The sequence below is a fragment of the Evansella cellulosilytica DSM 2522 genome, assembly GCF_000177235.2.
Classification (GTDB): domain Bacteria; phylum Bacillota; class Bacilli; order Bacillales; family Salisediminibacteriaceae; genus Evansella; species Evansella cellulosilytica.
Window position 1 is genome coordinate 3,727,755 of sequence record NC_014829.1, and the last position, 12,997, is coordinate 3,740,751.

The 12,997-nt window shown below is 36.4% G+C and carries 13 protein-coding genes and 3 riboswitches; of the genes, 4 read left to right on the top strand and 9 right to left on the bottom strand.

Going from position 1 to position 12,997, the window contains the following annotated elements; genetic code table 11:
- Positions 1–84: 84 nt before the first annotated feature.
- From BCELL_RS17285 to BCELL_RS17295, 3 genes are read right to left on the bottom strand one after another with little or no spacing between them, the layout of a single operon-like run.
- Positions 85–294: a hypothetical protein gene (locus BCELL_RS17285; protein ID WP_013490060.1), complete on the bottom strand. Its 210-nt coding sequence runs from the start codon at positions 292–294 to the stop codon at positions 85–87.
- A complete protein-coding gene (locus tag BCELL_RS17290; RefSeq protein ID WP_013490061.1) occupies positions 287–520 on the bottom strand; it encodes a hypothetical protein in 234 nt (77 codons plus the stop codon). Before BCELL_RS17290 ends, BCELL_RS17285 begins: the two co-directional genes overlap by 8 nt.
- 29 nt (positions 521–549) lie before the next feature.
- Entirely contained in the window at positions 550–747 is a 198-nt protein-coding gene (locus BCELL_RS17295) for a DUF2933 domain-containing protein (RefSeq protein WP_013490062.1), read from the bottom strand.
- A 184-nt stretch (positions 748–931) separates the two neighbouring features.
- Positions 932–1,073: riboswitch (cyclic di-AMP (ydaO/yuaA leader) on the top strand.
- A gap of 57 nt (positions 1,074–1,130) precedes the next feature.
- On the opposite strand from BCELL_RS17295, the gene BCELL_RS17300 reads away from it, so the two are divergent.
- Together BCELL_RS17300 and BCELL_RS17305 are read left to right on the top strand one after the other, a co-directional pair.
- Positions 1,131–1,793, top strand: coding sequence for a potassium channel family protein (locus BCELL_RS17300; RefSeq protein ID WP_013490063.1), 663 nt, complete (start codon positions 1,131–1,133; stop codon positions 1,791–1,793).
- A 2-nt stretch (positions 1,794–1,795) separates the two neighbouring features.
- Positions 1,796–3,127, top strand: coding sequence for a TrkH family potassium uptake protein (locus BCELL_RS17305; protein WP_041808382.1), 1,332 nt, complete (start codon positions 1,796–1,798; stop codon positions 3,125–3,127).
- Between the two features lie 786 nt (positions 3,128–3,913).
- Here the strand turns inward: BCELL_RS17305 and BCELL_RS17310 are convergent.
- Both BCELL_RS17310 and BCELL_RS17315 read right to left on the bottom strand, forming a co-directional pair.
- Complete coding sequence (locus tag BCELL_RS17310) at positions 3,914–5,092, bottom strand: GTP-binding protein (RefSeq protein ID WP_013490065.1); 1,179 nt, start codon at positions 5,090–5,092, stop codon at positions 3,914–3,916.
- An 18-nt stretch (positions 5,093–5,110) separates the two neighbouring features.
- Positions 5,111–6,283, bottom strand: a complete 1,173-nt coding sequence (locus tag BCELL_RS17315) for an FAD-dependent oxidoreductase (RefSeq protein ID WP_013490066.1) — start codon at positions 6,281–6,283, stop codon at positions 5,111–5,113.
- A gap of 177 nt (positions 6,284–6,460) precedes the next feature.
- Here BCELL_RS17315 and BCELL_RS17320 point away from each other — a divergent pair, with 177 nt between their 5' ends.
- A complete protein-coding gene (locus BCELL_RS17320) occupies positions 6,461–6,775 on the top strand; it encodes a DUF2325 domain-containing protein (RefSeq protein ID WP_013490067.1) in 315 nt (104 codons plus the stop codon).
- Positions 6,776–6,884: 109 nt separating this feature from the next.
- On the opposite strand, the gene mgtE (BCELL_RS17325) is transcribed toward BCELL_RS17320, so the two are convergent.
- The 4 genes from mgtE (BCELL_RS17325) to BCELL_RS17340 all read right to left on the bottom strand — a co-directional run bounded on the left by mgtE (BCELL_RS17325) (position 6,885) and on the right by BCELL_RS17340 (position 11,565).
- Positions 6,885–8,252, bottom strand: coding sequence for a magnesium transporter (gene mgtE, locus BCELL_RS17325; protein ID WP_013490068.1), 1,368 nt, complete (start codon positions 8,250–8,252; stop codon positions 6,885–6,887).
- Between the two features lie 26 nt (positions 8,253–8,278).
- Positions 8,279–8,992 (bottom strand): MgtC/SapB family protein, encoded by a 714-nt coding sequence (locus tag BCELL_RS17330; RefSeq protein ID WP_013490069.1) that lies wholly within the window; start codon positions 8,990–8,992, stop codon positions 8,279–8,281.
- Between the two features lie 149 nt (positions 8,993–9,141).
- Positions 9,142–9,303, bottom strand: a riboswitch (M-box (ykoK) riboswitch).
- The gene (gene mgtE, locus BCELL_RS17335; RefSeq protein ID WP_013490070.1) at positions 9,304–10,671 is read right to left on the bottom strand and encodes a magnesium transporter; all 1,368 of its coding nucleotides are present in this window, start codon (positions 10,669–10,671) and stop codon (positions 9,304–9,306) included.
- 273 nt (positions 10,672–10,944) lie between these two features.
- Positions 10,945–11,565: a magnesium transporter gene (locus BCELL_RS17340; RefSeq protein ID WP_013490071.1), complete on the bottom strand. Its 621-nt coding sequence runs from the start codon at positions 11,563–11,565 to the stop codon at positions 10,945–10,947.
- A 225-nt stretch (positions 11,566–11,790) separates the two neighbouring features.
- Positions 11,791–11,955: riboswitch (M-box (ykoK) riboswitch) on the bottom strand.
- A 200-nt stretch (positions 11,956–12,155) separates the two neighbouring features.
- Between BCELL_RS17340 and BCELL_RS17345 the strand changes: the two genes are divergently transcribed.
- Positions 12,156–12,866, top strand: a complete 711-nt coding sequence (locus tag BCELL_RS17345) for a phosphatase PAP2 family protein (RefSeq protein WP_013490072.1) — start codon at positions 12,156–12,158, stop codon at positions 12,864–12,866.
- Positions 12,867–12,997 lie beyond the last annotated feature (131 nt).

A 12,997-nucleotide genomic window follows, 5' to 3' on the forward strand; every position in this document is an offset into this window, starting at 1 on the left:
ACTAAAAGAAGCCGTTATATCGTTAGAGTATACACTTCAAGGGAGACTCAATAGGTAATCAGCCTATTCGGTCTCCCTCAATGATTATTTCAACTCTTCTATTTCCTTTTTCAACTGTTTATTTTGTTCCGTCATTCCGTCTACTTTTTTCTGAAGTAGTTCCATCTCTTCTATAGTTAATTGATTTGCTTTGTCGTCATGTTTCTTATTATTCGTCATCGTCACTGCTTTCCAACAGAAAAAGAGACACACACCTTTTAAAGCAATTATTGCTAACAGTAAGTAATTATCCATTTCTCCTCCCTCTTCTTTCTACAAGTTCCTGCTTCAATTCTTTATTCACTTTCTCTAATTCTACTAACTTTCTTTCTATTTCTTCATACGTTATTGAAGTCTCGTCATTCGTTGTCGTTTCTTTTCCACAACAGCTACCTCTAAACTTCGTCACTCCTTTACCACACTTAAAAATCATCCATATTAAAATCCCCAAAAGAATAACCGTTAACAGCGAGGATTCCATCTTTCCTTCCCCCTTTTTTTGTTTTCCTCTCACAATCTTGATCTTTTCATCGATTCAATTTCTTTCGTTAGCTCCTCATTTTGTTTCACTAATTTACTCAAATTCTTTTCAAGTTCTTGTGATTGTTTTGCTTTCGCTCCACCATCACTCATTTTTTTAATAAAAAACAACATCGCAATCATCATAAGTGGGCATGCGAGTAATGCTAAATAAGATAGATTCTCCATTTTCTCATACTCCTCTCTAGTTAATAATATCGCTTTGTTTACTCATTTAACTTAACAACAAATTATAGAGTTTTTATGAAGTTATATAGTCTTGTTTTCTTCCTTAAATATGAACTTTTTGTAAAATACATTGACATTCGTTATTTAGAGGAGTAAATTACATTTATAAAAATTTAAAATATGAAAGCCTTTATCGCTTAATCAATTCATGAGCGGAGGAACCATTATTGACGTATATTTTTCGTCTTGGGGTGAATCATTGTTATGAAGGGGAACTCTCATCCCCTAACCCGACAGCTAACTTCGTAAGCGTGTAGAGAGAAAGGTCTGTTTTATTGACCCTTCTTTGAAGAGGTCTTTTTTATGTTTAAGGAGATGACATTGTGGCAAAGAAAAAGCAATTTGTAGTAATTGGATTAGGAAGATTTGGCGGAAGTATTTGTAGGGAGCTCATTAAGATTGGTCATGAAGTATTAGTAATAGACAAAGATGAACAAAAGGTAAGTGACTTCTCTAATATTGTGACACATGCTGTAGTAGCAAATTCTACAGACGAAAATACGCTAAGATCTCTAGGCGTGCGTAACTTTGACTTCGTTATTGTTGCCATCGGTGACAACATACAAGAAAGCATTTTAACAACATTACTTTTAAAAGAGCTAGGCATAAAAAACGTTTGGGTTAAAGCAAAAAATGATTACCACCACCGGGTACTAGAAAAAATCGGTGCAGATACAATCGTTCACCCTGAGAAAGATATGGGAAGAAGAATTGCTCAACAAATGTCCGATGATAAAATTATCGACTTTATAGAATTATCCGATGAATATAGCATTGTGGAACTACTAGCAACCCCGAAATTAAATAAGAAATCTTTAGTAGATTTAAATATTCGCGCACGTTATGGGATTACGATTCTTGCAGTTAAAAAAGGCAATGATATTAATATTTCACCTGAGCCTTCGTATGAAATTTCTGAAGGAGACCTATTGATTGTTATTGGTAATAACAGAGATATTAAACGATTTGAAGACGAAGTGATGTAGTGATGAAATTAATAAACCTTTTTCCACATTGGCGTATGTCGCCACCACAAATTTTAGCGTTAGGCTTTATATGTACGATTATCGTTGGCATGCTCATTTTAAAGCTACCAGTTAGTACGGTTCATGGTATCACATGGTTAGATGCATTGTTTACCGCGACTTCGGCCACAACCGTTACAGGCCTTGTTGTTTTAAACACGGGGAGTGACTTCACCATTGTTGGGCAAATTGTCATTATGGTTTTAATCCAAATTGGTGGGTTAGGACTAATGACCTTTGCCATTATTACCGTACTTGTATTGGGGAAAAGGATTGGACTACGAGAAAGGGTGCTAATACAAGAGGCTTTAAATCAACACTCGATCGGTGGCGTCGTCAAGCTTGTAAAAATTCTATTTCTTTTTTCTATTACTATAGAATTCATTGCAGCCCTTCTTTTGTCATTCCGATGGGTTCCAGAGTATGGATGGAAGGATGGCGTTTTTACGAGTATCTTTCATTCTATTTCTGCATTTAACAATGCTGGTTTCAGTTTATGGTCTGATAGCTTAACAGGATATAGAGGAGATCCAACTATAAACATAGTTATTACTGTTCTGTTTATTATTGGAGGCATCGGGTTCACAGTATTATATGACGTCATGACAACAAAACGTTTTAGACTCTTTTCTTTACATACAAAAATTATGCTTACAGGAACTGTTGTAGTTAATATAATCGCCATGATTGTCATTTTTCTATTGGAATATGGAAATCCTTTAACTTTGGGGGCTCTTCCGCTGAGCGACCAACTGTGGACTTCTTATTTTCAGGCTGTCACTCCACGGACAGCCGGCTTTAATACGCTAGAAATTGGTGATATGAATCCAGGAACAATCGTATTTATGCTATTATTAATGTTTATTGGGGCAGGTAGTGCTTCTACTGGGAGTGGAGTAAAGCTTACTACATTTTTAATTATTATATTAGCAGTCATTACTTATTTACGAGGAAAGCAGGAAACTGTTATTTTTCACCGCACGATCCATCATGATATTATCATTCGTGCGTTAGCTATTGTTGTCATTAGTTTATCTATCATTTTTCTAGTAATTTTAGGATTAAGTGTGACCGAGAACGCTCCCTTTATTCATATTGTTTTTGAAGCCTTCTCTGCTTTTGGTACAGTTGGCTTGTCTATGGGGCTCACCGACCAACTCTCCATTTATGGAAAACAAATGATAATCGTATTAATGTTTATCGGTAGAATTGGTCCACTTACATTAGCATTTGCACTAGCAAAATCAGCAAAACGAACAGTTTCCTATCCAAAAGGCGAAGTATTTACTGGTTAAGAAAAAAAAAACCGAGCTTGTTAAAGCTCGGTTTTTTTTTTTCTTAGAAGCGGTGTAAAAATCATGCCACATGCCTTTAAAGTAGTAGTGAGTGTCCTTCTCACTACTACGCGTGGCAGCATTTCCACCGCCAAACTTTTACTTTCTTATCTTTATGAAGTACTAAAAACGAGCTTGTTAAAGCTCGGTTTTTGTTTTTCTTAGAAGCGGTGTAGAAATGATACCACATGTCTTTAAAGTAGTAGTGAGTGTCCTTCTCACTACTACGCGTGGCAGCATTTCCACCGCCAAATTTTTACTTTATTTTGAAAAGAGGCTGGGACACAAGTATTTGTATTATAGGAAAAGCCGAATAAGCTAAAATTTCAGTTTGGATTACTGTTATAATCCGCTTCAGAAATATACTTCGCTTTCCGCGGGCGGCTGGTGAGCCTCCTCGATGCTTTGCATCTGTGGGGTCTCACCCCTGCCTTTCCTCCCGCAGGAGTCTGCGTATATTTCTTACGCTAAAGTAGATTATAGTTCGGTATTTCAATTAACTATTTTACTTTTGTCCCAACCTCTTTTTCTTAGAAGCGGTGAAGAAATCATGCCACATGGTCTTTCAAGTAGTAGCCTGTTTAAAAAGTACAACTTTCTCAGTGCCTTTTATTTGTTGCAATGGGCTACGCACATAGCTTAGGGACACTGAAAAAGTAGTAGCTGAGTCATAATGTGAGTTACTACTCTACATCGATAGACACTTCTCCTTTTGCAGTCCATTCCTCGCACAAAAGGATAACAAGATTAACTGAATGCAGGCAGGTGGTCTTCTAGTTTACTCCAATCGCCTTCCATTTCTTCATCTGTTAATAAGCAAGTTTCTAAAGTTTCCTCCACTTTTCGTTGGTCCATGTGAAGTCCTATAAAGACAAGCTCTGTCATTCTATCTCCATAAGCTTGATCCCATTTTTCTAGTATTTCTGGTTCTTCGCGTAATACAATATCTCTTTCTTCCTCAGGGTATGCTGCTATCCATTCCCCTGCTGCTTGTATCGTTAACGATGAGCCTGCTTGTGATAATAATCCTGCTACCGAGTTTCTTGAAGCTAACCAAAAAAAACCTTTCGCTCGAATGATATCCTCTGGCCAGCTTTCTAACCATTGTTGCCATCTTTCTGGATGGAATGGACGATTTCTTCTGTATACAAATGAGGTAATTCCATATTCATCTGTTTCAGGTATATGCTCCTCATTCAACTCTTTTATCCATCCTGCAGCTTGACTTGATTTTTCAAAATCAAACATTCTCGTATTCAATACTGCCTGTAAAGAAACTTGTGAATGAATACTCTCAATGATTACAGCTTCACTATTTAGTTTTCTAAGCATCGCCTTTAATTCTTTCACATCTTCTTTTTCAACTAGATCGATTTTATTTAACACAATAACATTGGCAAACTCAATTTGATCAATTAACAAATCCACTACTTCTCGTTGATCGCTTATGTCATCTGTTTGTTTTCTATCCAACAGCGTTTCATCTGAAGCGTAATCTTCCCAAAAACGATTTGCATCTACGACAGTTACCATCGTATCTAATGAGCAAAGCTCAGGTAAATTGATAGATAGCTCCTCATCTATATATGTAAACGATTGTGCGACTGGAATCGGCTCTGAGATTCCTGTTGACTCAATAACAATGTAGTCAATATCACCTGCACGAACTAATTTTTCCACTTCAATAATGAGATCTTCTCGAAGTGTGCAACAAATGCACCCATTTTGGAGCTCGACTAGCTTTTCCTCTGTTCGTGAGAACCCACCTTGATTAATCAACGAAGCATCGATGTTTACTTCACTCATATCATTAACAATCACGGCTACCTTTAGATCTTCTTTATTGTTTAAAATATGGTTTAATAGTGTCGTTTTTCCTGATCCTAGAAAACCGCTTAACACTGTGACTGGAACTTTTTTATTCATCATAACACCCTACCTTTTTTATTGGCTTATACTTGCGACTATTCTCTCAGCGGCTTTTCTCGCACCTGCAATATTTCTAGCAACTGGACCGATCTCTAATTCTGCTAAAGGACCTGATACATATAAATGATCACACCATTGTAATGACCGAGTTACTACCGGGTAACCACATTTGGCACATCGTAAGTTTTCATGATTAATTAACTTACTCAACCAATTGTGTTTCGGTAAGTGTGGTGAAAATCCTGTAGCAAAAATAATAGAGCCTGTCGCTATCCTTTCCCCATTCGTTAGATGCATTTGGATATTTTGATACTTTTTTTCCGCTTTCTCTACCTCACCATTTTGTATGTTAATTATTTTATTCTTCTCTAAATAACGAAGTTGATGATACAGTTCACGAGGAATTGAGCCTTTATTTCTAGCATCTACTATTAAATTCCTCCTTTTTTCATAGTCGGTCATGTTATCATAAAAGTTTAAGTACTTCGGGCCTAACCAACCTGGATCACTATCAAAGGAATGGATGCGAAATGGGTGCCTTTTTAGCATCGTTACATTACGAGGAAAATTTTTCGATAGTTTTATTGCTAAATGGGCGGCCGTAATACCAGCCCCTATAATTGTTACTGGATACTTCATACTTTTTAACTTATCAACCTCTAGATTGTCATAAACGTGAAAAACATTGTCAGATTCCTGAAACAGTAGCTGCCCCCACTTAGGAATAACAGGCTGATCACTTATACTGATGGCTAACACAATATTCTTACTTTTAACTATTTCTCCATTTCTATTTTCTATTTCCCAGTGAAACTGTTTCTTTTTAATTTGTGTAACCTCTCCCTGTATCCACATTTCTCGAATGTTAATCTCCTCAAAAATCGTATCGCAATGATCGTTAAATAAATGTAAAGAAGGTCGATCGTAAGTGCCATAAAACGCGTCACCACATTGGGATTCCTTTGCAAATTTTTCTAAGCTAAAGGGGTCTACATCAATATGGTGGACAGACGGGGACCGAAGATATGGCATACTTATTAGGCTTGTATTCTTCTTCCAATTAGTCATTGGTTCCTTATATCGGTCAATAATTCGTATGTCCCTTGTACCATATTGCCCCGTTTTTATTAAGAAATTTGTAATTGTACATCCATGAATACCTCCGCCAACAATTATCCACTCGTACAAAAACATACCTCCTCACCACAAATCGTAATTATTACGTTTTATATCATATATGATTTAGCTTCCCATTTCAACACTTCTTTTTTTCTGAAAATTTATTTTTTTATTGTCATTAATAGCTTTCATCATGTATACTCTAATTGAAAATGATTATCATTATTAATGATAGGAGGTATCCTCATGGCATCTTTACTTATATACGGAGGGGATCAACTTGGGTCTATTCCAAAACAGCTAGAGAATATCGGCTTTCATCATATTCTACATATTGATGGAAGAAAAACGAGGACAGTAAAAAAGGAGATCCCAGAAAACGTTGATTTAATACTCATTTTAACGGATTTTATTAATCATAATCTTGCAAAGAAGATAAAAGCGCGTGCTGAAAAGAAAGACATACCAATCTGTTATTCGCGTAGGTCGTGGTGTGCCATCTATCAATCACTGATGTCTTGTGAAAAAGCATGTGATAACTGTCCGTTTTTAAAGACATAATGTCTGTGTATACATGAAGTATGTCAGCATGGCTACATATCACTTTTAAAAGAGGGGCTGAAAAAGGTAGACTCAAAAGTAAAATTTGACTTTTTGAGTCTACCTTTTATTACAAATAATGCAGTAGTGACGTCGCAATTGTAAAATATAAAAACAACCCTACTATATCATTGATCGTCGTAATAAATGGACCTGATGCAACTGCGGGATCAATCTTTAGCTTATGAATGATGAGTGGAATGATTGTTCCAGTTAAGGTTGAAATAAAAACAGTAGCAAATAAGGATACTCCTATCACAAAACCAAGCATCAAATTCCCTTGTGGAATGACTAACGCCAAAATAGAAACTAAAATACCACAAACAGTTCCCATCATAAATCCAGAAAGCGCTTCTCTTTTCAAAAGTTTAATGACTGCATTACGATCAAATTTTTCTAATGCTAACCCTCTAACGACAATTGCTAATGATTGTGTTCCAGTATTCCCTGCCATATCGGCAATAAGTGGAATAAAGATGGCTAGCATAGCTACCTCAGCTAATATTCCTTCAAATCCGCCGATAATACCTGCCGTCAGCATCCCAATAAAAAGCAAAAGTATTAACCACGGTAATCTTCTTTTTGTTGCAACAAAGGCGTTTAAGTCTAAATCGAGTGCACCTTTCACAGCTGCAAATTGCCCTATATCCTCTGAATTTTCTTCTTCAATGACATCTAAAATATCATCTACTGTTACGATTCCAATCAGTTTTTCTTCACTCGTAATGACAGGTACTGCTAATAGGTCATAGTCTTTAATAATCATTGAAACCTCTTCCTGATCTGCAAAGGCTGAAACTGTTACAACCTGCTCCTTCATCACTTGAGCAATTGTCGCGCCTGTTTGTGCTACAATTAATTCTCTCAAGGATACAACACCAGTAAGTTTGTCATCATCATTAACGACATACAAATAATAAATTGTTTCGGCATCAGCACCTTCTTTACGAAGTCTTGCCATTACTTGTGTGACTGTTTCATTAGGAGATATGGTGATAAACTCGGTTGTCATAATAGCCCCTGCCGTATCTTCTTTATAGGACAATAGGAGCTTTATATTATTCGCTTCCGATTCCTCTAGTTTACTAAGTAAATACGTTGCTACACTATCCGGAATATTTCCGAAGAAGTCTGTCACATCATCTGCTGAAAGCTCGTTAATCATTCGTAAACCAAAGTCATCCTCTAACTCTGCAAAAATTGTTTTTTGCTCTGTTAATTGTAATCCTTGAAATATTTCTGCAAATTCAGCTGGCGTTAAATAACGATACACATGCTTTCTCTTTTCGATACTCAATTGCTTAAAAATATCAATTTGGTCCGTAGGATGAAGCTCTAAAAATTCGGTGCGAAAGCTTGTTTTGTCATCATTTTTCATATATAGAAAGAGATAGTATGTGAATTCCTCGCGATTTTTAAAATTAATCTTCTTTTTCACAACGCACGTCCCCTCCTCCCTCGTTATTACAAGTGTTCAACATCTACTGTCAGTACGTAATCAATTTTCTTTATAAGATAGTAAATTTCAGTTGTATACTGTTTTTCGGGTGCAGATATCATTAAATCTATTTGCTGGTTCCCATTTTCTAAATCCTTCAACTTTATATTCCTAATTTTAATGTCACTTTTTTCGTGCTCAATTAAACCTTGACCTTTACGTTCAATTGCCTTTAACAGCTCTGTCATTTTATAGTTTGGCTCCATCACAATTTTTACAGAAACATCTCTTTCTCTTAACGTGGCTGGACCAATTGCCTTAATAAAAGCAGGGAGTAAATTCACTGCAATCATGAGAAGAATGACAGCTATTAATGCTTCAAAATAAAAACCAGCACCTACTGCTATCCCTAGGCCGGAAGCAGCCCAAATCATCGCCGCACTCGTTAATCCAGAAATAACATCATTATTTCTCCGAAGAATGACACCCGCTCCTAAAAAACCGACTCCACTGACGATTTGAGCGGCTAGCCGCATTGGGTCCATCGCATTATATATTGGAGAAGCAAATTGCTGAAAAGACTGGATAGATACGATAGTGACAAGACAGCTTGCTACACTAATTACCATGCTAGTCTTAAGACCAAGTGGCTTATGCTTTAGTTGTCTATCTATACCAATGAACATCCCAAAAACTAGTGCTATCGATAATTTCAATATGATTTCTACTTCAAAAAGCATCCTTCTCCCTCCTTTACATTTAGCGTTACCTTATTTAAAGCATTTTACATATGAAAAACGTTATAACGAATCATATATTTCTCTTCGCAAGCGTGGCTCCTAAATACAAAAAAACACCTTCAACGAAGAAGGTGCTTTAAACTACTTTTATACATCTTCCCCGTTGAGCTTTAGCACTGTGTGGCATAGGATAAATCCAGCTACATTAAAAACTACCTTCATCGATAGTTATTGTTGACCCATTGGCGTCTCTCGACATTTCTGGGCAGCAGCATATCTCCACACAGGAGCCTCACCTAACGAAGTGTTTATTATTTTGGTAAATAATCTAATAATGCCGTTGCAATAGTGAAGTAAATGAGAAGACCTAAAATATCGTTTACTGTCGTAATAAAAGGTCCTGATGCAATAGCAGGATCAAGCTTTAATTTTGTAATAATGACTGGTACAACAGCACCAATAATAGTTGCCACGCTTAATGTAAGAAATAAAGATACACCTACGATAAATGCTAACAAGTAGCTGCCATATAAGAAAGGAACGACAATCATTAATACTACCGCACAAATAATTCCTAGCATAACCCCTGTCCCAAATTCACGTTTAACTGTATGCAGCAAACCTTTTCTCTCAAAGGAACCTGTCGCTAATGAACGAACCATTACCGCTAACGACTGTGTTCCAGTATTACCTGCAGAGTCCATAATTAACGGAATAAATACAGCAAGAAGGACAATTTCCTCTAACGTTTCTTCAAATGTTCCGATTACACCTGCAGTAATAAGCCCGAAGAACATCAACATAATAATCCAAGGCGAACGCTTTTTAGCTGCTGAAAAAGAACTAATATTAACGTCGGTCGCACCCTTCGCTGCAGTGAATTCACCGAAATCTTCTTCAGCTTCTTCTTCGATGACATCCATCACATCGTCGACTGTAACGATACCAATGAGTTCATTCGTAGTCGTTACTACTGGAGCTGCTAGTAGGTCATAGTCTTTAATCATTTTTGCCACTTCTTCTTGATCTGTATGTGCCTCAACAGATACGACTTGTGAACTCATTAAATTTTCCACAGTTTCTGTTAAAGGCGAGATAATTAGATCACGTAAAGAAACAACACCGACAAGTTTATCTTTCATGTCTACGACGTATAAGTAATAAATCGTCTCTGCCTCTGGACCTTGGCTTCGAAGGAAATCCATCACTTTCGCAGCTGTGTCCGTCGCCTTAATCGCAATAAACTCCTTCGTCATTAATGCACCAGCAGATTCATCTGGATAAGAAAGTAGCTCGATGACTTCATCTGCTTCCTCTTTATCCATAGCTGCTAATATATCTTTTGCATGCGGTTCATTAATTTCACCTAGGAAGTCCGCGATGTCATCAGATTGCATGTAGTTGAACATTTCAGCAGCATAGTTTTTGTCTAGCTCCAAAATGACTTCCTTTTGTTCCTCTAACTCTAGACCTTGGAATATTTCCGCAAATTCCGTAGCTGACAAATATTCATAGAACATTGGTCGCTTATCTTTGTATAAGTCTTGGAATAGCTCCACCTGGTCGGTTGGATGTAGCTCAAGGAAATACTCTAAAAACTTTTCTTTATTTTTCACTTTTAGCGCATGAAAAATATTATTAAAATACTTTTCACGTGCTTCATCATTTAATCTTGTCATGTCCTTACCTCCTAGTACATATTGAGGTGCTATTTAAAAGTTGTGTTAAAACTAATAGGAATATACACCGTTTATTTTAAATTTGTTTTCCCTGTTTATAGTGAAAGCAAACTGTCTATCTTGTATCAATAAAATTAATAAGAGTGAAGTATGAATACAATTGCACTCAAAAGACAGTTCCTTTAGAAAATCTATAGTGGAATATAGTCGAATGCTCAACTTATATTGCGGCTTTCCCATTCAGCAAGAGTGAATGGAAAAGCCTATAAATCTTTACATTAAGTGTGCTAATAATACTGAAGCTAAGCCAAAGTATATAAGAAGTCCTGTTACATCTTTAATTGTTGTAATAAATGGGTCAGAACCCGCAGCTTGGTCGAAACCGAGTTTTAATAGGATATACGGAATCAAAAAACCTAATGTCGTTGCAATAGTAACTGTAAAGAACAAGGAAAGCCCAACGACTACTCCTAATTCAAAAATACCTTGCCACATGGTTGCAATGGCACAAGCAGCTACACCTAATGCAGCCCCCATGCTTAATCCAACTTTTATTTCTTTTACTAAATGCTTTTTCCAAGTATCAAACGTAATTTGTCCAAGTACAAACGCTCTAGTAAAAATAGAAGAAGACTGTGTACCCGCGTTTCCACCCATATCCATAATTACTGGTATGAAAATAGCTAAAATAACAATAGCTTCTAGCGCCTCTTCAAAAGCACCAACGACAGCACCTGCAAGCATACCACCTATTAGTGTAATAATTAAAAACGGTAATCTTACTTTCCATATTTGAAAAATAGATCCGTTGACTAACACATCACTCTTTAAAACTTCTTTATCTTGATAATTCTCAAGCTCTTTCACTTTTAAATCTGATTCTAATCTTGCCATTTTGATATCCTCCTCTGTGACATGAAATGGAGTTCATGCCTTTTTCTTCTGTTCTAAGATGTTTAAACAACAAACTGGGTTCAGGACTACTATCCAATCACACCACCCCCTCGAATATCATTATTTTGGGCTGAAAAAAAACACCTTCATGAATGAAGGTGTTTTACACAGCAAAACAAAGCATACCTGTTTGTACGTTTAAAAATAGACAGCACAAACAATCTACCGATCCTCCATTCGTAGAGCTTTAGCACTGTGCGGCATAGGATAAATCCAGCTACGTTAAGAACCACCTTATGTCGATGGTTCCTGTTGACCCATTGGCGTCTTTGGACATTTTTGGGCAGCAGCGTATCTCCAGCACAGGAGCCTCACCTAACGAGGTATTCAATTTCCAAAGCTAAATTTACAGGATGAGTCATTTATTGTCAACACAAATTTTATTTTTCTAGGTGATATTTTAAGAAAACAGACTGTTATCCCACACTATAAAGCTTTCAAAAAAATTTTAATGGGCTGTTGGAGGGGTTACAACACTTTAGCTAGTATGTTATGCTGAAATCTTAGTTTTCTTTTAAGGCGGTATTTGTATGCGTAATAAAAGTTTGATTTTAGTGATGATATCTTCATCAATTATATTTCTCTTTATAACTATGAACACAATATACAATGATGGTACAAGATTGGATGATGCTATTATAAATTGGAGTCATAATATTACCTCCCCATTTTTTGTAGAAGTACTACGCTTCCTCACCTATATTGGCTCTGGTGAATTTATTATGATCTCATCAATCATTATATCTACCATTTTCCTGTTCCGAAAAGACTTGTACCATGCATTGTTTTTAATGTGTGTTACTGGTAGCGGAATTTTATTTAACTTTATTCTAAAAGTGGCTTTTCAAAGAGAGCGCCCTGGAGAAATGAGTTACATCGAAGTATTTGGATATTCATTCGAGCTAGCTTCCTATAGCTTTCCTAGCGGACACATGATGCGAACAGTATTGTTGTTTTCCTTTTTCATTTATTTCATTCACTCCTACTTTCTTAATAGAATCGTAAAAGTATCCCTTTATCTTCTTTCCATAACTATTACCTTAGGCGTTGGGGCTAGCAGAGTTGTATTAGGAGCACATTTCCCTTCTGACATTATCGCCGCTATTTTTATATCTATCACATGGTTTATTTTATGTTATTTCAGTTTTAAAGCGATATTTTCTAAGAAAAACAAAAACGAGCATGGTAAAGCTCGTTTTTTGTTTTTCTTAGAAGCAGTGGAATTTCGCCGTAGCTCTTAATGTACTAGTGAGCGCTCTTCTCACTAGTACGCACGGCGATAAAATTACACTGCCTATTTTTACTTTCTTATCTTTTAAGAAAAACAAAAAACGAGATTCGTAAAACTTTCCTTTAGTCTTGTCTTAGAAGT

What these genes read in the sequence shown, in the direction of transcription:
- BCELL_RS17285 (WP_013490060.1), bottom strand. Translation starts at nt 294, where the DNA reads ATGGATAATTACTTACTGTTAGCAATAATTGCTTTAAAAGGTGTGTGT.
- BCELL_RS17290 (WP_013490061.1), bottom strand. Translation starts at nt 520, where the DNA reads ATGGAATCCTCGCTGTTAACGGTTATTCTTTTGGGGATTTTAATATGG.
- BCELL_RS17295 (WP_013490062.1), bottom strand. Translation starts at nt 747, where the DNA reads ATGGAGAATCTATCTTATTTAGCATTACTCGCATGCCCACTTATGATG.
- BCELL_RS17305 (WP_041808382.1), top strand. Translation starts at nt 1,796, where the DNA reads ATGAAATTAATAAACCTTTTTCCACATTGGCGTATGTCGCCACCACAA.
- BCELL_RS17310 (WP_013490065.1), bottom strand. Translation starts at nt 5,092, where the DNA reads ATGAATAAAAAAGTTCCAGTCACAGTGTTAAGCGGTTTTCTAGGATCA.
- BCELL_RS17320 (WP_013490067.1), top strand. Translation starts at nt 6,461, where the DNA reads ATGGCATCTTTACTTATATACGGAGGGGATCAACTTGGGTCTATTCCA.
- BCELL_RS17330 (WP_013490069.1), bottom strand. Translation starts at nt 8,992, where the DNA reads ATGCTTTTTGAAGTAGAAATCATATTGAAATTATCGATAGCACTAGTT.
- mgtE (WP_013490070.1), bottom strand. Translation starts at nt 10,671, where the DNA reads ATGACAAGATTAAATGATGAAGCACGTGAAAAGTATTTTAATAATATT.
- BCELL_RS17340 (WP_013490071.1), bottom strand. Translation starts at nt 11,565, where the DNA reads ATGGCAAGATTAGAATCAGATTTAAAAGTGAAAGAGCTTGAGAATTAT.
- BCELL_RS17345 (WP_013490072.1), top strand. Translation starts at nt 12,156, where the DNA reads ATGCGTAATAAAAGTTTGATTTTAGTGATGATATCTTCATCAATTATA.